Source organism: Streptacidiphilus sp. MAP5-3 (genome assembly GCF_041262505.1).
Taxonomy (GTDB): domain Bacteria; phylum Actinomycetota; class Actinomycetes; order Streptomycetales; family Streptomycetaceae; genus Streptacidiphilus.
This window is the reverse complement of the sequence record NZ_JBGCCL010000049.1, coordinates 1-18689: the sequence shown is the minus strand read 5'-3', so window position 1 is coordinate 18689 and position 18689 is coordinate 1. Positions and strand designations below refer to the sequence as shown.

14 protein-coding genes are annotated in these 18689 nt (G+C 69.6%); 7 read left to right on the top strand and 7 right to left on the bottom strand.

What is annotated here, in order from left to right:
- The 6 genes from ABH928_RS35460 to ABH928_RS35435 all read right to left on the bottom strand — a co-directional run bounded on the left by ABH928_RS35460 (nucleotide 1) and on the right by ABH928_RS35435 (nucleotide 4187).
- Nucleotides 1-513, bottom strand: a complete 513-nt coding sequence (locus tag ABH928_RS35460) for a hypothetical protein (protein WP_370072859.1) — start codon at nucleotides 511-513, stop codon at nucleotides 1-3.
- A 62-nt stretch (nucleotides 514-575) separates the two neighbouring features.
- Nucleotides 576-890, bottom strand: coding sequence for a transposase (locus tag ABH928_RS35455; RefSeq protein ID WP_370072858.1), 315 nt, complete (start codon nucleotides 888-890; stop codon nucleotides 576-578).
- Nucleotides 891-1404: 514 nt separating this feature from the next.
- A complete protein-coding gene (locus ABH928_RS35450; RefSeq protein WP_370072857.1) occupies nucleotides 1405-2652 on the bottom strand; it encodes a beta-ketoacyl synthase in 1248 nt (415 codons plus the stop codon).
- Nucleotides 2649-2882: an acyl carrier protein gene (locus tag ABH928_RS35445; protein ID WP_370072856.1), complete on the bottom strand. Its 234-nt coding sequence runs from the start codon at nucleotides 2880-2882 to the stop codon at nucleotides 2649-2651. The genes ABH928_RS35450 and ABH928_RS35445 overlap by 4 nt, the downstream gene beginning before the upstream one ends.
- 44 nt (nucleotides 2883-2926) lie before the next feature.
- Nucleotides 2927-3958, bottom strand: a complete 1032-nt coding sequence (locus tag ABH928_RS35440) for a beta-ketoacyl-ACP synthase III (protein WP_370072855.1) — start codon at nucleotides 3956-3958, stop codon at nucleotides 2927-2929.
- A 4-nt stretch (nucleotides 3959-3962) separates the two neighbouring features.
- The gene (locus ABH928_RS35435) at nucleotides 3963-4187 is read right to left on the bottom strand and encodes a hypothetical protein (protein ID WP_370072854.1); all 225 of its coding nucleotides are present in this window, start codon (nucleotides 4185-4187) and stop codon (nucleotides 3963-3965) included.
- Nucleotides 4188-4861: 674 nt separating this feature from the next.
- On the opposite strand from ABH928_RS35435, the gene ABH928_RS35430 reads away from it, so the two are divergent.
- Entirely contained in the window at nucleotides 4862-6445 is a 1584-nt protein-coding gene (locus ABH928_RS35430) for an MBL fold metallo-hydrolase (protein ID WP_370072853.1), read from the top strand.
- Nucleotides 6446-6828: 383 nt separating this feature from the next.
- Here the strand turns inward: ABH928_RS35430 and ABH928_RS35425 are convergent, their stop codons facing one another.
- Nucleotides 6829-7632 carry an alpha/beta fold hydrolase gene (locus ABH928_RS35425; protein ID WP_370072852.1) on the bottom strand — a complete coding sequence of 268 codons (804 nt, stop codon included), beginning with the start codon at nucleotides 7630-7632 and terminating at the stop codon, nucleotides 6829-6831.
- 1275 nt (nucleotides 7633-8907) lie between these two features.
- Here ABH928_RS35425 and ABH928_RS35420 point away from each other — a divergent pair.
- The 6 genes from ABH928_RS35420 to ABH928_RS35395 form a co-directional block, all read left to right on the top strand.
- The gene (locus ABH928_RS35420) at nucleotides 8908-9849 is read left to right on the top strand and encodes a helix-turn-helix domain-containing protein (RefSeq protein WP_370072851.1); all 942 of its coding nucleotides are present in this window, start codon (nucleotides 8908-8910) and stop codon (nucleotides 9847-9849) included.
- 815 nt (nucleotides 9850-10664) lie between these two features.
- Nucleotides 10665-10805 (top strand): hypothetical protein, encoded by a 141-nt coding sequence (locus tag ABH928_RS35415; RefSeq protein WP_370072850.1) that lies wholly within the window; start codon nucleotides 10665-10667, stop codon nucleotides 10803-10805.
- A complete protein-coding gene (locus tag ABH928_RS35410; RefSeq protein ID WP_370072849.1) occupies nucleotides 10802-12559 on the top strand; it encodes an acyl-CoA dehydrogenase family protein in 1758 nt (585 codons plus the stop codon). Before ABH928_RS35415 ends, ABH928_RS35410 begins: the two co-directional genes overlap by 4 nt.
- Entirely contained in the window at nucleotides 12549-14219 is a 1671-nt protein-coding gene (locus tag ABH928_RS35405) for an acyl-CoA dehydrogenase (protein WP_370072848.1), read from the top strand. The genes ABH928_RS35410 and ABH928_RS35405 overlap by 11 nt, the downstream gene beginning before the upstream one ends.
- Before the next feature lie 13 nt (nucleotides 14220-14232).
- Entirely contained in the window at nucleotides 14233-14514 is a 282-nt protein-coding gene (locus ABH928_RS35400) for an acyl carrier protein (protein ID WP_370072847.1), read from the top strand.
- A gap of 85 nt (nucleotides 14515-14599) precedes the next feature.
- A partial coding sequence (locus tag ABH928_RS35395; protein WP_370072846.1) for an amino acid adenylation domain-containing protein occupies nucleotides 14600-18689 on the top strand: 4090 nt, incomplete at its 3' end.

Here is an 18689-nt window from a genome sequence, read left to right as displayed (position 1 = left end):
TCAACGGCTCAGCCGGTGCCGAACGTAGTCCGGCTGGGCCTCACCGACCTCGATGCGGTTCTCGTCGAGTCCGTTGGCGATCCGCAGACAGTCCCCGGCGAAGGCAAACTCCACCGCCACCGTCCCAGCCGCCAGGTCGTGACCTGGCGGCCGCCACTCAAGGAGCGCGACGTCGCGCAGTTCCTGCCCGACGAACGATTCGAGGCGCTCATCGCGCTGAGACCACTGGGGCGTCAGCTCGGACCACTCCCATCCGGCGATGTCCGCCGTGGTGTCGATCGTGTTCCAGCCGATCGAGAGCTCGTCGAGCTTCCAGTGGCAGACCTCTACCTGGATGCCGTCGAAGTCCAGCACCACCGGGCAGTCGGCGAACCAGTCCCCGTCCTCGGCGAAACGCACCACGGCGAAGCCCGTCAGCCGCCTGCCGGCGAGCGTCGCCAGCCGTGATCCGTGCGTCTGCCGAATCGCCTCGAACCCGACCAGGAAGGACGGCTCGAAAACAGAGATTCCCATGTCCACAGCCTGAGTCTCTCGGCCGTCTGCCCAATCGGCCAACACAAATCGACCAGCAGGATCTACCGAGCCACTTGACGGATCGGATTCCACAGAAAGTTGGGGAAGTCGGCGGGCAGACTGGCCCAGCGCAGGCCCTCGGCGACCAGGTAGCGTACTGCGTCGAGCATTTGACGGTGGCAGTAGCCTTCCGGGCGCCCGCCGCGGCCGTTCAACCAGGCCGGAACCGGAAGCAGTGGCCGGACCAAGGTCCATTCCACCTCTGTCAGGTCGCTGGCGTATCGACGGGCGCGATCCGGCTGGTCGGCGGCGTTGCCGAACTGGTGGGCGAGGCAGTCGCACGACATGCCGGAACTGGACGAGGACAGGGCGGACACGCCACAGTGGGGCACCAGGGCCTCCTGGTTCTCGGCTGACTCGACATCACCGAGTTGCGTAGGAGGCCCTTCTCTTATGCACTCACCGCCGAGCGACCACCCGAACGAGGCTGATGTACACATAAGTTCGGATCACGGCCGTGTCGCTCGGTCTGGAAATCGCTTCTGATGCCACCAGCCCTTGACTTGACGGCAGGCGGTGCCAACTCCTTTGAGGAGTGGCAGGTGACCAAGGTGGCGTCGATGTCCAGGACAAGGCCGGGTAGTTGACGTCCACCGGCGTGTGAGGCGGGGATGCCGTCGCGGGTTTCGCCGGCCTGCAGCCAGGTGATCTCGCGTGCTGCGGCGCGGGCCGCCCTCAGCGCACCGAGCACGGCAAGCGGCCGTTACTGCCGCAGTGGCGAGTGTGCACTACACCTGTCCCAGGGGCGGATCCCCAGGCGACGATCTACGCCCATGAGGCCGGTCTGGTACGCCTGAGCGGCTACTGAGCCGCCGAGGCGCACCAGACAGCTCAGACGCTCCCCAGGACGACGACGGCGTTCTGGCCGCCGAAGCCGAACGAGTTGCTCACGGCCAGCCGCACCGGAACCTGCCGGGTCGCACCGTGGACGATGTCGATGTCGGCGGCGTCCGGGCCGGTGGAGCGGAAGTTGGCGGTGGGTGGGACCACCCCGTGGGCGATCGACAGGGCGGTGAGTCCGGCCTCGACCGCCCCGGCGGCACCCAGCAGATGGCCGGTGACCCCCTTGGTCGAGACGACCGCCGCGCCCCGCCCGAAGACCCGCTCGATCATCCGGGCCTCGATGTCATCACCCTGCGGAGTGCTGGTCGCATGCGCATTGACGAGGGCCACGTCCGAGGCCTGGACACCGGCGTCGGCGAGCGCCTGTCGCACGGCGAGTTCGGCCCAGTGCCCGTCGGGAGCGGGTGAGGTGAGGTGGTGGGCGTCGGACGTCGCGCCGTAGCCCATCAGCCGTGCGTAGGGATGCCTGCCCCGCGCCGCGGCGTCCACCGCCCGTTCCAGCACCAGCACGGCCGCGCCCTCGCCGAGGACGAAGCCGTTGCGCCGCTCGTCGAACGGCCGGGAAGCGCCGGCCGGATCCGCCGAGTTCCGGGAGAGCGCCTTGAGTCGGTCGAAGGCGGTGACCATCAGGGGCGTCACGGTGGCCTCGGTGCCGCCCGCCAGCACCACGTCGCAGCGGCCCGCGCGGAGCAGGTCCAGGGCGTAGCCGAGAGCGGTGGTACCGCTCGCGCAGGCGGTGGCGACGCTCAGCGAGGGGCCGTGCAGGCCGAGCTCCATCGCCACCGTGCCGGCGGCGATGGAGCTGATGGCCCGGGGCACGGTGAGCGGGTTGACCGTGCGCGGACCGCGGTCCCGCAGCCGCCGCCCCTGCTCCTCCCAGGTCGGCTGGCCGCCGAAGCCGGTACCGAGGACGACACCCACCCTGGCCGGGTCCCAGGACCGGTCCGTCAACTCTGCGTCGGCGACTGCCGCGTGGGCCGAGGCGACGGCGAACTGGGTGAAGGCGTCCATCCGGCGAGCCTCGACGCCGAGGACCAGTTCGGGGTCGAAGCCGGTCACCGCACAACCGAAGTCGACGGTGAGGTTGGTCAGCCGCGGGTCGGCCGAGGCTGTGGGCTCCCCGGCGCAGACCGTCTTCCAGGTGGTGGCGGTGTCGACCCCGGCAGGCGTGACCATGCCGATTCCGGTGATCACCACCTCGGGGCGGCGAAGTCCCGTGACATCGGCGCTGCTCATGCCGGGACGACCGCGCCCTGCGCCTCCAGGAGCGCGGCGATGTCGGCCACGGTGGTCGTGGAGGTCAGGTTGTCCTCGTCGACGGTGACGCCCAGGTCCTCTTCCAACTGGGCGCCCAGCTCCGCCAGCGAGAGCGAGTCGAGTTCCAACTCCCTGCAGGTCATGGTCGGTTCGATGGTCCCGGAGACCTGGTAGGTCGTGCTGAGGATGGTGCAGAGGTAGTCGAACACGGCTGGTTTCCCTTTCGAGCGGTGTGATCTGGCAGCGAGTCGGCTCAGAACTCCGAGTTCACGGCCTGAAGACGCGGCCAGGTGAGGGCGGCCGAACCCCAACTCAAGCCACCACCGAAGGCGGTGAGCACGGTGCGGGCGCCTGGCGTCAGCCGACCGGTGGCTAGCGCAGCGGTCAGCGCCAGTGGGATGGAAGCGGCCGAGGTGTTGCCGGTGCGGGCGATCTCGCAGACCGCGCTCTGCGACGGCACGCCGAGTCGCTCGGCCACCGCCTGAATGATGCGGCCGTTCGCCTGGTGCGGCACCAGGGTGTCGACCATCTCGGGGCTCCATCCGCAGTCCTTCAGCACCCGCGAGGCCGACAGCGCCATCTGCTCGACCGCCCGCAGGTAGACCTTGCGGCCGGCCATGCCGAACCAGCGCGGGCCGTCCGGTTGTTCGAGCTCGCTGGGCACCTGGATGAGGTGGTGGCCCGAGCCGTCACCGCCGAGGTCGAACGCCAACAGCGCGCCCTGGTCCGCGGTGGTACCGCGGCGCAGCACCACCGCGCCCGCGCCGTCGCCGAAGATCACGGCTGTGCCGCGGTCCGTCGGGTCGACGATCCGGGAGTAGATTTCGGACGCCACGATCAGGACGCTGTCGACGACGCCGCTGGTGATCAGGCCGTTGGCCACCGCGGTGGCGTAGACGAACCCGCTGCACACGGCGGAGACGTCGAATGCCGGAACCTGGCCCAGGCCGAGGCGGTGGGCGACCTCGGGCGCTGCGGCTGGGCACGGGCGGTCGGGTGTCGTGGTGGCCAGCACCACGCCGCCGACCGCTCGCAGGCCCGCCGAGCTCAGCGCGTTGGCGCCGGCCTCGCAGGCCAGGTCGCGCATGGACACCCCAGGGGCCGCCCGGCGACGGGCGGCGATGCCGGTGCGGCTGCGGATCCACTCGTCGGTGGTGTCCAGCTGGGCCACCAGCGCGGCGTTGTCGATCTCGGTGTTGGGCAGGCAGGTGCCGAGGCCGGCCAGTACCGAGGTCGGCCGGTCGCGGCGGTCCCCGGATGATGAGGTGGACTCTGTCGTGGACATCGGGTTACGCGCCACACGGCGTCAGGCGGACCGGTAGGGACTCGGGGCCCCCGGGGTCGGCTCCGTGATCGGCGAGCCGCAGCAGGATTCCGTGCGTGGAGCTGAAGGTCTCGTGGTCGCGGCAGGCGGTCCGCGAGTCCTCGTACCTGGTCAGCGACCAGAAGGCGGGTAGCTCGGCCGGCTCGCGCCAGTGGGCCGGGTTGTTGGCGCGCAGCCACCGCCACCGCACAGAAGGGCCGCCATGTGAACAGAGTTCCGGGGCAACCAGGTTGATAAGCGGTGGTGGCTCAGTCGGCTTGCTCTGCACGCGATGCCTCGCAGGGGTCTCAGGGTTGATTTCACGGTGGCATGCTGTTTCACACAGCGTCAAGGCTGGCCGGGTCACCTGCTCAGGGGCGTCCGAGCGGCCTGTTCAAGTGCCGCACTGGTGCACTTGAGTGCCGCTGTCGGGCGCTGTCCCCGGTCGTTGAGGCGTGTTGATCCCGTCAGCGTCGGGAGGAATATCCCTGGTCGGGCGGAATCATTCCGGCCACAATTCACCATCCACTGCCGAACTGGATGCAGTGGTGCGATCACCTTCGAGGCGGCCTCCGACGGAGGCTGCTCACCTGTCACACTGCCGCAGTTGAACTTCGTGATCGAGCACGGTCCCGCGCTGAGTCTGCAACGGACCGGTCCTGTGCAAGGCACAAGTGTTGATCGACGGTGCCTGCCGAGCCATGCTGCTGACGTCGCTCATGCGTGCGGCGAGGTGAGCGCTTCCTCCCCGATGCCCTGGTTTGAGGCTTTGTTGTTCTCTGGCGTTTACTGACTCCGCGATTCGGTGCCGCGTCCGGGTGGACGGGTACGACGAATCGTCGACTGCCCTGTTGATGGTGTCGTTCTTCCTGAAAAGGTGTGCAGATGACTGATGAGCAGTTGTTTCTGCGGTCCAAGGTCATTATCGAGCCGCTGGTGGACAGGTTTGTCGCCCAGCCGCACACCATGGCGCCGGTGCAGGCGGCGATGAACCTGGCGTTCCTGCATGTCCCGCTGCTCGAGTCGTACCTGCAGTCCCCGCAGGTGCATGTCGCGGCGAGCAACAACCCGGAGCTGCGCGGCGGTTACTTCATCAACATCCCGGAGGAGCGCGTCGGCGAGGTGCGCGAGCTGCTCGCCGCGATCAAGCGAGACCGGGCCGACATGCTGAAGTTCGCCGAGGCGATCGCCGCCGGCCAGGAGCTGCTGCGGGCCAACGCCACCGGCTTCGACCTGACCCCGCTCTACCCGAAGCTGCCGGACGAGCTGGGTGGTCTGGTCGAGCTGGCCTACGACACCGACAACCAGGCGCAGCTGCGCTTCATCGAGCCGGTGCTCTACCACAGTCCGTACTACCAGGAGTCGCGCCAGTCGGTACAGCTCTCCTTCGAGACCGGCATCGAGCGCCCGTTCATCCTGAGCACCCCGCGGCTGCCCTCCGAAGACGTGCTGGAGCTGGACATCCCGTTCCGGCACCCCGGTCTGACGGAGCTGTTCAAGGCCCGTGTCAAGCCGACCACCCTGGCTCACCTGCGTGGGGCCCTGGAGCTGAACGACGAGCAGGCGGCCGTCCTGCGCACCATGCTGAGCGAGACCCCGGCCCTGAACGAGGACCGCCACATCGAGTCCGGTGGCCGGATCCGCTACTTCGGCCACGCCTGCCTAGTGCTGCAGACCCCCGAAGCCGCCATCGTCACCGACCCGTTCATCAGCGCGGACAGCGACGCCGACGACCGCTACACCCTGGACGACCTGCCGGACTACATCGACCTGGTGCTGATCACCCACGGCCACCAGGACCACATCGTCATGGAGACCCTGCTGCAGCTGCGCGGCCGGGTCGGCAAGATCGTCTGCCCGCGCTACTCCCGCGGCAACCTGGCGGACCCGTCGATCGCGCTGATGCTCAAGCACCAGGGCTTCGACGTGGTGGAGGTCGACGACTTCGACGAGGTCGGGTTCCCGGGGGGAAAGATCACCGCCACCCCGTTCCTGGGCGAGCACTGCGACCTGGACATCCGCGCCAAGTCGACCTACTGGGCCGAGCTGGCGGGCAAGAAGGTGTTCATCGGTGCCGACTCCTCCGGCATCGACCCGAAGCTCTACCGCTACGTCAAGGGCCACCTGGGAACCGCCGACTACGCCTTCCTCGGGATGGAGTGCGACGGCGCCCCGCTCACCTGGCTCTACCAGGCGCTGCTGACCATCCCGGTCACCAAGAAGATGAGCAACTCCCGCAAACTGTCCGGCTCCAACGCCGAGCAGGCCGCCGCGATCATGGTCGAGCTGGGCGCCAAGGAGGCCTACGTCTATGCGATGGGCGAGGAGGACTGGTTGGGCCACGTGATGGCGACCACCTATACCCCGGACACCTACCAGATCAAGCAGATCGAGGAGTTCCTCGGCTGGTGCAAGGAGCACGACATCCCGGCCGGCCACCTGTTCAAGCAGCAGGAGTGGCGCTGGTAGCAGTCCGCGGTTGACCGCAGGCCCCAAGCGAACCCCTCACCGAATTCCGCTCCCAGGCGCTCCAACTCGGCCCGGTCGCTGGTGCCGAAGGCCTCCTGCCACGCGGTGAGGACGAGTACACGCGGGGTGCGTGGCAGTCGCGCGGGGCGAAGCCGTCGCACTCGGCCATGCCCTCGCAGTTGGCCGCGCGGACCGCCGTCACCGCCGCTGCCCGGTCGGTCGGCCAGTGGCAGGCCGCGCACCAGGAAGGCGTTGCGGGCTGCCGTCAACTACCGGATCTCAGCGAGGTGTTCGGCGATCCGATGCCCGGCTTCGGCGCCCGGGCCGGCAGCCAGGTGGGCCAGCAGGCTCATGGGCGGCCTCCGTGTCGTCAGGGGTGTCCGTCAGTACTTGTCGAAGAACTCGGTGATCGCGGCGTTGACCGTCTCCGGCCGCTCCAGATGCCCCAGGTGCCCGGCGTCGGGTATCTCCACGAAGTCGCAGCAGGGGATGGCGTCCGCCACCTCCGAGACCAGGTGGGGTGGGCAGATCAGATCGTCGGCGAAGGCTATCGCCCGGCACGGCGCCGTGACGGCGCGCAGCGCCTCGCGCCGGTCGCCGCTGAGGGAGACCCAGGCCTGGCCGTCGGCGGTGTTGCTGCCGCTGCCGGTCAGTTCGAGGATCTCCAGCCAGGAGCAGATGGTGGCGTCGTCGTTCAGCGAGGCGGGGGAGAGCATCTCCAGGACGGTGCGGACCGCCTCGTACCTGGGTGGCAGCCGGATGCCGCTCTCCCGCATCAGCTGCTCGCTCTCCTGCATCGCCCGGCGCATCGCGTCGGCCCGGGCCGTGGTCGCCATCAGGATCGCCGAGCGCACCAGCTGCGGTGCCTCGATGGCCAGCTCCTGGGCGATCATGGCGCCCATCGAGTACCCGACGATGCGGCACGGGCCGAGCTCCAACGCCTCGATCAGCCCCCGGGTGTCGGCCACCATGTCGGCCAGCGAGTACTTGCCGGCCGGCGCGTCCGAGCCGCCGATGCCCCGGTTGTCGAAGACGACGGCCTCGTAGCCGGCTCCGATGACGGCCGGAGTCTGGTGCACCGTCCAGACGTGGCCCGCGGCCCCCGAACCCATGATGAACAGGACGGGTTCGCCCTTGCCCGAGCGCTGGTACGAGAGGCGGATGCCGTTGGTGCTCACCTGGGGCATGGCGTCGGGACTCCTGAGCGAGAGGGGATCGAGGTGGAGGAGGCCCGCCGATACGGCTCCGCTGCACCTACCTTGGCACCGCGTCGCGCTGGTCATCAAACCAGGCTGTTGGCACGGCCGTTCAGGAACTGTTGGTCGCCGGTCGTGGGGAGTCCGGCGTCGAGTACTGCCGTGGCAATGCCCTGACGGAGCGTCACCCTGACAGGCAGGCCGATCATGGTGAGTGCGGTGGCCAGCAGGAAAGCCGGGGCGATCGCGTGGACCGCGGGATCGGGGGCGAAGGCCGTTGCGGCCAGTCGGCGATGTTCAGCAGAGGCGGCGCCGCAGTTGAACGTACGAGTCGGCCGGGAAGGCAAGCGGCGCCCGCGGTGGACACCGAGAGCAGCCTCGATGGGGCCGGCTCGAACGGCGAGGGCGCGGTGACGCCATGGTCCCGAACCCTCTCATGCTGCACCACACAATCAGAAATCAAAAGAACTTCCCGGTGCCTCGGGGTACTTGGCAGGAACACCTCCGGTGCTCCGGTGGGTCGGACGCGCTCGGGAATTGGCGGGCACCCGCCTTCTGTGGGCATTCCGGGAGCAGTTACGAAGGGCCGACGGCCAAGGGGTTCGCCCGGGGGAGGGGAGTAGTTCGTGGCTGCCGGGTGGATCCGAGGTGCTGTCCTCGAAGGGGGCCGTCTCGACAGCGCTGCTGAGTGAGGCGGAGCTCACTGAGCTGGAGGGCGAACTCGCCAAGGGTGCCGCAGCGTACGGGCGGAACCCTTGAAGTTGACACTCGATCGGATAACGCTACCGATATTACGCAAGTTTGGTGTTCGTGCCCCATCCAGGGTGTAGTCGCGCTGTTCAGATGCCATGGGCGGGTCCATTGCCCGCACCGGCGCGGAGACTGGTGTCACGGGAGCGGGCCACGGGCTGGGTGAAGGAAAAGTGCTGGTCAACCGGTAAGTGATCCAAGTCAATTGACGATCCATCAGACATTGCTGTTTGCAAAATCTTCACACGGCCGCCTGGTTGACCCCTCGACAGTTCATGGAGCGGAAGTCATGATCGTGGCATTGAATTTGGCTGGGACGTGTCCTTGAGGGTCGGCTTCGAACCTTGGCGGTGATTCGCGGAGCGATCGAGCCTTCGGGACCTGGTAGGCACCTCGCCGACGCCTCTGTGGAGTATCGGCACGCGCCTGGGCCCAGCCCGGAGCCGACAATAACCGGGGGAACACTTGAGTCGGACGGTTGGAGATCTGAGAGCGACCGTTGTGGTGCCTGCTGCCGTGTTGCAGTTGGGAGAGTCACCGCGCACGGGCGGCCGGGACGAGGAGCACATCGCCAGGTTGGTGGAGGTGGACGGCCCGCTTCCGCCGATCCTGGTCGAGCGGCACACCATGCGCGTGATCGACGGGACCCACCGGCTGCTGGCCGCGGTTTCCAAGGGCCAACTGGCCATCGAGGTCGAGTTCTTCGACGGCACAAGTGCGGATGCCTTCCTGAAGGCGGTCGAGGCGAATGTCGCCCATGGTCTGCCACTCTCCCTGGCCGACCGGCGGGCCGCAGCCAAGCGGATCGTGACCTCGCACCCGTACCTGTCCGACCGGGCGATCGCGCGGACCGCCGGGCTGGGAGCCAAGACGGTGGCGGCGATTCGCCGCCGGGTGGCTGAGACCGCGGATGGACCGCAGTCGCAGGTGAGGCTAGGTCGGGACGGCCGGGTCCGTCCGATGAACAGCCTGGAACGGCGCCGTCGGGCCGCCGAGCTGCTGGCCGAGCGCCCGGAGGCCTCGCTGCGCGAGGTCGCCAGGCTGGCCGGGATCTCGCCGGCGACGGTCAGCGATGTCCGGCGCCGGCTGGCGGCGGGGGAGGCGCCGGCCACCGAGCGGGCTGGCGATGGCGCCATGGGCGTGGTGGTCCCGGCCCAGCGGACCCGCGCGACCGTGGCCCAGGATATGCGGGTGATGCGGTCCGACCCGGCCATGGTGCTGGAGAAACTAGTGCGCGACCCGTCGCTGCGCCACAAGGAGGAAGGCCGCCAACTGCTGCGCCTGCTGCAGCAGAACGCGATGGGGATCAAGGAATGGTCCGAGCTCACCGAGGTCGTGCCCACGCACTGCGGCGCCCTGGTGGTGGACCTTGCCCGGCAGTGCGCCGAGACCTGGCTGGAGTTCGCGCAACAACTGGACGAGCGGGTGCGCGCGGTGGACCGGGCGGCGGCCGGCTGACCGAGTAGTGCCGGGCCCGTCGTGGCGGTCGAACGCGGGCCCGGCACAGACCGGCAGGGCAGCCGGGGACGAGTGGGAGCGGATCGGCGGCGGGTGGTGCCGCGCAACTGCAGCGGTAGGCGGCTGTTTTGAGGCGAGCGGTCAGCTGGGCCCGCCGAGTAGTTAACTCCTCAATTCGCACGATGAGTTCGTCGATCGCCGTGCGGTACTCGGTCATGCCGGATGGTCGAGCCCTGAGCTTCGAAGAGCACCGCCGGTTCGGGTAGTCACCCACGGACCCGATAGCAACGGGCTGTCAAAGCAGGGTTGTTCAAGAGTGATGGCTTGGCATCGGCTCGAGCGATGCGGTCCCGCTCGCCGGCGACCGGATGTTCAACGGATGGTGTGCGGCAGTTGGACACCCCCGCGCACTCGTCCGGTACCGCACCCTTGCATTCCAGCGCCCTTGTACCGTCTGGGCGTTCAGGGTCAGCGTGCACTCTGCCACTTACCGAGCGACGACGGTTGGGGCATAGTGATCGGCGGCCCCTCCGTGATCCCAATGTCGACGCAACCGATGCCGATGATGTGCGCTTCGCGTGCATGCCGGTTGGCAGACCGTTCTTGGTGAGGTTCCTCGCCACAATTGCCTGGGCCACAGCGGAACGTCTGGTCGGACATGCGCCCGAGGAGCCTGATCGCGGCGATGGAGAGGAAGCAGTCCGGCCTGGATGGCGACGTGAGGCGGCCGCATCTCGACTGAGGTAGGAGTCGGAACGGGGCGCCCGCACCCCGGAACAACAGTGACTGGCGGAGCATCAGCCTAGGGGAACAGCATGGATTTCGATCTCGGCGGCTACCAGAGCCTGGGAGCTGCCCACCACGCGCGGATCGCGCGCCACCCGGCGGTGCGGCCCACCCCGCCGCGCGGACCGGACCCCGAGTCGCGGTGCCTGGCGGCGGGAGACCTCACGTGACCGCCACGCGCGCGGGCGCCGGGATCGAGGCGGCCCTTGACGAAGCCCTGGGCATGCTCGACGAGACGGCCCGCCGGTCCGTGGAACTCGATGAGAACGAGCAGTTTCCCGCGGACCTCTGCTCCCGCCTCGACGCGTTCGGCCTGCCGGCCCGCTACGTGCCGACCGAGTGGGGCGGCACGTCGTCCGACCACGAGGAACTGATCCGGCTCTGGCGCACCGCCGCTCGCCGTGACATCAGTGCGGTGACGGCCCACGCCAAGACGTACCTGGGCGCGGCCCCGGTGTGGATCGCCGGAAACCCGGAGCAGGCCCGGGTCATCGCCGACGCGGTGCTGTCCGGGGCCCCGGTGGCCTGGGCGCTGTCCGAGCCGGGGCACGGCGCCGACCTGTTGAGCGGATCCGTCACCGCCACGGCGGAGCCTGACGGCTACCGCGTCGACGGCGTGAAGTGGCCGATCAACAATGCCACCCGCTCGAGCCATGTCACTCTGCTCGCGCGCACCGGCCAGGAAGGCTCCGGGCGTGGCCAGAGCCTCTTCCTGGTCGACAAGTCGGCGCTACAGCCCGGGACTTGGCGGTCCCTGCCGAAGGTGCGGACGCACGGCATCCGCGGGATCGACATCTCCGGCATCGAGTTCGACGGCGCGCTGCTGCCGGCCGACGCACTGGTCGGCCCGGAGGGAAGCGGCCTGGAGACGGTACTGCTCGCGCTCCAGCTCACCCGGACGATGTGCACCGCACTCTCCCTCGGCGCCGGTGAGCACGCGCTGCGACTCGCCGCCCGGTTCACCGCGGCGCGCGTCATCCAGAACCGCCCGCTGGCCGAACGGCCCTTCCCCGCCTCGGTCCTGGCCCGCAGCGCCGCGCTGCTGACGGCCGCGGAGGCGACCTCATTGGTTGCCGGCCGTTCGATCCACAGCCTCACCGCCGAGATGAGCGTGACCTCGGCGGTCGCCAAGGCACTCGCGCCCACCCTGGTCGACGCCACGCTCGGGGAGCTCGCCGAACTGCTCGGCGCACGTTCCTTCCTCTCCGACGTCTACGAGCACGGCGCGTTCCAGAAGGTGTGGCGCGACCACCAGGTCGTGGCGGTGTTCGACGGCAGTACCCCGGTGAACCGTGCCGCCCTGGTGCAGCAGTTCCCCAGGCTGGTCCGCGGCTTCGCCACCGGCACCGCCGACGCGGGCGGACTGGCCGAAGCCGTCTCGGTCGGCAGCCCGGTCCGACCTGTCGACCGTGGCGCACTGACCATGCTGTCCCGGCAGGGCTGCTCCGTCGTGCAGGCACTGCCCGCACTCGTCGAGTCGATCGGCAGCCGGCCAACCCCCACCGGGCTCGTCGACCAGGCCGTCGCACTGGGCGCCATGGCCGAGTACCTTCACGGGCGGATGGCCGAGGTGGCGCCCGCCGCCCGTCCCGCCATGGCCGCCTACGAGCTGGCCGCGGCCTACGAGCTCTGCTACGCGGGCGCGGCCTGCCTGCACGTGTGGGCCGCGGGTGAGCGCGAGCACGCGGCGGAGCCGCTGTGGCAGGACGGCCTCTGGGTGCGGGCGGCGCTGCGCGCCCTGCTGGCCAGGCTCGCCGTGTTCCTGCGGGTGCCGGTGCCGGCTGCCGGGCCCGGCGACGACCGGCTCGACGGCGCGCTGGCCCGCCTCGTCGTCGACGCCGCGACCACCGGTGCGCCCATCACCCCGTTCGGGGCCCCGGCGCCGCGAACGCTCCAGCAGGGGGAGGACTCACGTGAGCGCTGAGAAGCTGGACGCACTGTTCGGCGACCTACGGGATGCGGACAACCCGGTCGGCCATGCCGCCATCCTCGCCGCCGATGAGCGGCACGAGATGCTCGCCGAGGGCGAACGCCTGCTGGACGCCTACGGCATGAACGCCGAGTTCGTGCCCGCCGCGTACGGTGGCCGGCTGGTGCGGGCCGACCGGCTCGCCGAGGTGCAGCGGGCGGTCTGGCGACACGACCCCTGCCTCGGCCTCGGCTACGGCTTCAGCTCGCTCCTCGGATCGGTCAACATCTGGTCCGCCGGCACGCACGAGCAGCGCACGAAGGCAGCCGAGATCCTGCTGGGGGGCGGCCGGATCGCGGTCGTCTTCCACGAACTCGACCACGGCAACGACTTTGCGCACGCCGAGTGCGCCGCCGTTCCGAGTGACGACGGCTGGCGACTGACCGGGCGCAAGGAGACCGTCGCCAATCTGCGCCGTGCCGAGGCCATGGTGCTCTTCGCACGGACCAGCGAGGTCGCGGGCAGCCGCAGCCACAGCCAGTTCTTCCTCACCCGGGCCGAGTTGCCGGCCGACCGCGTGCTGGATCTGCCGCGGTTCCCCACCTCCGGCCTGAACGGAGTGCAACTCGGTGGACTGCGGTTCACCGACTGCCCGGTCCCCGGCACCGCGATGCTCGGCCGGCCCGGCCAGGGCATCGAGAACGCCCTGCGCGCTTTTCAGCTCAGCCGAGCGGTGCTCCCGGCCAGCGTCCTCGGGTCGTTGGACACCGCGCTGCGTCTGGCGCTGGAGTGCGTGCACGAGCGGCGCCTCTACGGTGGCTTCGCCGCCGACCTGCCCTATGTGCGCGCAGTCCTCGCACGAGTCTTCGCCGACCTGCTGGCCATCGATGCCTTCTGCGGTGTCGGACTCCGGGCGCTGCACCTGGCCCCGGAGGCCACGCTCTACGCGCCGGCGGTGAAGTACCTGACATCACGGATCCTGATGGAGGCCTTCGAGGATCTGCGCGCGGTCATGGGCGCCCAGGGCTACCTCCGCGAGGGCTCCTACGCGATGTTCCAGAAGCTCCTCAGGGACGCCGCCCCGGCCGCCTTCTCCCACATCTCGCTCTCCGCCTGTCTGGTGCTGATCCTGCCGCAACTGCCCCGGCTGGCACGGAAGTCCTGGTTGGCCGACCAGGCCGCCGCTCGGCAGCTGTTCGACCTCGATGCGGATCTGCCGCCGCTGGACTTCGACCGGCTCGCCGTCGGCATGCCGTCCGGTGACGGGCTGATCGGCGTGCTGGCCGAGACCGCCGAGCGCGAGTCGGCCGGGAGCCCGGTCGGTCGGTTCGCGGTGCGCTTCAGGGACGAGGTGCTCGCGCTGCGCGACCAGTGCGCCGCACTGGCGCCCTCGGACCTCACGATCGGGGCCTCTCCGGAGGCTTACGCGGTGGCCGGCCGGTACACGGTGCTGCTCGCCGCCGCCGCCGCGCTCGCGGTCTGGCGCGGCGATGACCGTCAGCAGGAGGCGGCGCTCCTCGGGATCCTCGACCGGCTCTCCGGACGCCTCGGCGGCGCTCCGGTGCTCACCCCGGACGAGCGCGCGAGTGCCGAGCAGGCGCTGTTCGACATCGCTGTCGAGCGCTTCCAGGACCGGCGGCTCCTCGACCTGTCCGCACGTCGTGTTTCGGGATGAGAGAGGGACTTCGATGACTGATCGGGAAGTGGGTGTGCGGGTGTCGGGCGAGGACATCGAGCGGTGGTTGATGGAGCGACTGGCCTACTACCTGGAGACGCCGGTGGGGGAGATCGACCCGGAGGTCTCGCTCGCCGAGTACGGCTTGGAGTCGGTGTACGCCTTCGCGTTGTGCGGGGACATCGAGGACAAGCTGGGTGTGACCGTGGAGCCCACCCTGGTGTGGGACATCGACACGGTCGCGGCTCTGACCGTTCACCTGGCCGGCCTGGTGGCCGAACTGCCGTCGGCCTGAGAGGCGTTCCGGGCCTTCAAGGCCCGCGGGGCTTCGTCCTGCCTTTGTTCTTCCAGAGTGCGTCGATCGATTGAGGGATACGGGGATGAGTGTGTCCGAGCAGGGCCCGTGGGATCTGATGTCCGGCCAGCTGGGGGTCTGGTACGCGCAGCAGCTCGCGCCTGACAGTCCGGCGTACAACATCGGTGAGTACATGGAGATCCACGGCGCACTCGACGTGGATCTCTTCGTGCGTGCGCTGCGCCGCACGGTGCAGGAGGCGGAAGCTATCCGGCTGCGCCTGTGTGTGGAGGGCGGGACGCCGCGACAGTTCCTGGGCGAGGCCGGGGAGGTTCCGGTTAACGTGGCGGATCTGCGGGGGGAGGCTGATCCGCGTGCGGTGGCGCAGGAATGGATCCAGGCCGATCTGGACACGCCGGTGGAGCTGGTGGGTGGGGCGCTGTCGGGGCATGCGTTCTTCACGCTCGGGCCGGATCGGTTCCTGTGGTACCAACGTGCCCACCACCTGGTTCTCGACGGCAACGGCCTGTCGCACTTCGCCGAGCGGCTGTCCCAGGTGTACGGGGTGCTCCGGGCGGGCGGGGATCCGGCCGAGGGTGCTTTGCGGTCGGTGTCGGAGCTGATCGAGACCGACCGGGTCTACCGGGAGTCGCAGGAGCGTGACCGGGACCGGCAGTTCTGGCTGGAGACGTTCTCGGACCAGGCGGAGGAGACGGCGCCCGAGGGGCCGCAGGGGCGGCGGCTGCCCGGTCGACCGGTGATCCACCGGCAGGATCTCGGAGCCGACGCGACCGGTCGGCTGCGGGCTGCCGCGAAGCGGCTCCGGGTCAGCTTCGCCGGCTTGGTGATCGCCGCGTCGGCTGTCTACCAGCACCGGTCCACCGGGGCGCGGGACGTCGTGCTCGGAGTGTCGGCCAGTGGCCGTACGAGCATGCGTGAGGTGGGCATCCCCGGCATGACCGCGAACATCATGCCGATCAGGCTCAGGGTCCGTCCGGGCATGTCCGTCGAGGAGCTCGCGCGGCAGGCGCAGCGAGCGGTCCACAGCGGTCTGCGTCACCAGCGCTACCAGTACCCGGACCTGGTCAGGGACCTGAAGCGGGTCGGCGGTACCCCGCTGTACGACATGATCGTCGACGTCATGGTGGCCGACCGCCGGATCGGGTTCGGCGACTGCGCGATCACCCGGACCGCCCTCTCCAGCGGGCCTGCCGAAGGCCTGAAGATCGACGTGTTCAGTGACACGGCCGAGGGTGGTGTGCAGACCCTCATCGAGATGAACCGCGAGCACTACGACGCCGAAGCGGCGTCGTCGGTGAGTCGCCGGTTCCTGGCCGTGCTGGACTGGCTCGGCAGCGCTCCGGTCACCGCCTCCGTCGGCACCGTCGACCTGCTCGACCAGGCTGAGCGTCGGCTGGTGTTGGAGGTGTGGAACGACACTGTGGTGTCGGGTGAGGTGGTGTCGGTGCCGGGGCGGTTCGCGGCGCAGGTGGCGGCGACGCCGGGGGCGGTTGCGGTGGTGGCGGATGGTTCGGCGGTCAGCTATGCGGAGTTGGACGCGCGGGCGAATCGGTTGGCACACCATCTGGTTGCCGAGGGGGTTGGTGCGGAGTCGCTGGTGGGTCTGTGTCTGCCGCGTGGCGTGCAGGCGATCGAGGCGATTCTGGCGGTGTGGAAGGCGGGGGCGGCGTATCTGCCGCTGGATCCGGCGTATCCGGTGCAGCGGCTTGGTGAGGTGTTGGCCGACAGCGGGGCTGGGCATGTGCTGGGTGAGGCGGCGCTGGTCGGGGAGTTGGCGGTCGAGGGGGTCTGTTCGATCGCGTTGGATGATCCGGCGGTGCTGGCCGAGCTGGTGGCACGGCCCGCTACTGCGCTGGAACTTGAGGTGCTGGACGACCAGTTGGCCTATGTGATCTACACGTCGGGTTCGACGGGCAGGCCCAAGGGTGTGGCTGTGACGCACCGCGGGGTGGCGAACTACGTGGGTTCGGTGCCGGGGCAGGTGGGCTTGGGTGCGTCGGGCGGGCGGTATGCGTTGTTGCAGCCTACGGTGACGGACCTTGGTAACACGGTGGTGTTCGCGAGTCTGACGACTGGTGGTGAGCTGCATGTCCTCCAGGAGGGTGCGGTGACTGATCCGTCGGCGGTGGCCCGGTATCTGGTGGAGAACCGGATCGATTTCGTGAAGGTGGTGCCTTCGCATCTGGCGGCGTTGGGTGCGGCGGCGGGTCTGGCGGCCCTGATGCCGGCTGGGGCGTTGGTGTTGGGTGGTGAAGCGGCGTCGCCGGCGCTGGTCGCGGGGCTGCTTGATGTGGCGGGTGGTCGTGGTGTGTTCAACCACTACGGGCCGACTGAGGCGACGATCGGTGTGGTGGCGGGCCGGCTGGGCCGGGAGTCGGTGGCTGGGGGTGTGGTGCCGTTGGGGGTGCCGGTGGCGAACACCCGGGCTTATGTGCTGGACGGGTCGTTGAGTCCTGTTCCGGTGGGTGTGGTGGGTGAGTTGTATGTGGCTGGTCCGCAGGTGGCACGCGGGTATGTGGGGCGTGCCGGTTTGACGGCGGGGCGGTTCGTGGCCTGTCCGTTCGGGGTGGTCGGCGAGCGGATGTACGCGACGGGTGACCTGGTGCGGTGGACCGCCGACGGCGAACTGGTGCACCTGGGCCGTGCGGACGAGCAGGTGAAGGTGCGCGGCTTCCGGGTGGAACCGGGCGAGGTCCAGGCCGTGGTGGCCGAGCACCCGGGCGTGGCGCAGGCCGCAGTCGTGGTCCGCGAGGACATCCCCGGGGACAAGCGCCTGGTGGCGTACGTGGTGCCGGCCGTCGACGGCGCGGGCGAGGAACTGGCCGCCGTGGTGGCCGTTTTCACGGCTGAGCGGCTGCCGCACTACATGGTTCCCTCGGCGGTGATGGTGCTGGCCGCGCTGCCGCTGACGGCCAACGGCAAGCTGAACCGCGCCGCCCTGCCTGCTCCGGACCGGTTGTCCTCCACCGCGAAGGCCGTCGGCCGCGCTCCGGCGACGGTGCACGAGGAGATCCTCTGCGGTGTGTTCGCGCAGGTGCTGGGCCTGGAGCGGGTCGGCGTCGACGACGACTTCTTCGCCCTGGGCGGCCACTCCCTGCTGGCGATCCGGCTGATCAGCCGGATCCGGACGGTCCTGAACATCGAGTTGCCGATCCAGGTGTTCTTCGAGGTGCCGTCGCCGGCCGGGGTCGCGGCCTGGCTGGCCGAATCGGCGGTCACCGAAGGGCGTGCGGCGCTGGCGCCTGCGGAGCGGCCGGAGCGGGTGCCGCTGTCGTTCGCGCAGCGCCGCCTGTGGTTCCTGGGGCAGCTGGAGGGTCCGAGCGCTATCTACAACGCCGCGATGGCGCTACGACTGAGCGGAGAGTTGGACCAGCAGGCACTGGCGGCCGCGTTCAGGGACCTGATCGGGCGACACGAGGCGCTGCGCACGGTCCTGCCGGCGGTGGATGGTGAGCCGTACCAGCGGGTGCTGGCGGTCGAGGAGGCCGGGTTCGAGGTGCCGGTGGTGGCGGTCGGGGCAGCGGAGTTGGATGCCGCGGTGGCCGAGGTGTCGGCGCATGCCTTCGACCTGTCGTCGGAGATTCCGCTGCGGGTGACGGTGTTCGCGGTGGAGCCACAGGAGCATGTGCTGGTGGTGCTGGTGCATCACATCGCGGGTGATGGCTGGTCGACGGAGCCGATGCTGCGGGACGTCTCGGTGGCGTACGCGGCACGGCTGGGTGGTGCGGCGCCGGTGTGGGAGCCGCTGCCGGTGCAGTACGCGGACTACGCGCTGTGGCAGCGGAAGTTGCTCGGTGACGAGCAGGATCCGGACAGTGTGCTGTCCGGGCAGGTGGCGTACTGGCGCGAGGCGTTGGCGGGGGCACCGGAGGAGCTGGAGCTGCCGACCGATCGCCGGCGCCCGGCGGTCGCCTCGCACCGTGGGCACGAGGTGTTGCTGGATGCCCCGGCCGAGCTGCACGCGCGGGTGCTGGAGGTGGCACGGGAGCGGGGAGTGACCTTGTTCATGGTGCTGCAGGCGGCGTTGGCGGTGACGTTGAACCGTCTGGGGGCAGGCGTGGACATCCCGATCGGTTCCGCGATCGCCGGGCGTACCGATGAGGCGCTCAACGACCTGGTCGGGTTCTTCGTCAACACGCTGGTGGTGCGCACGG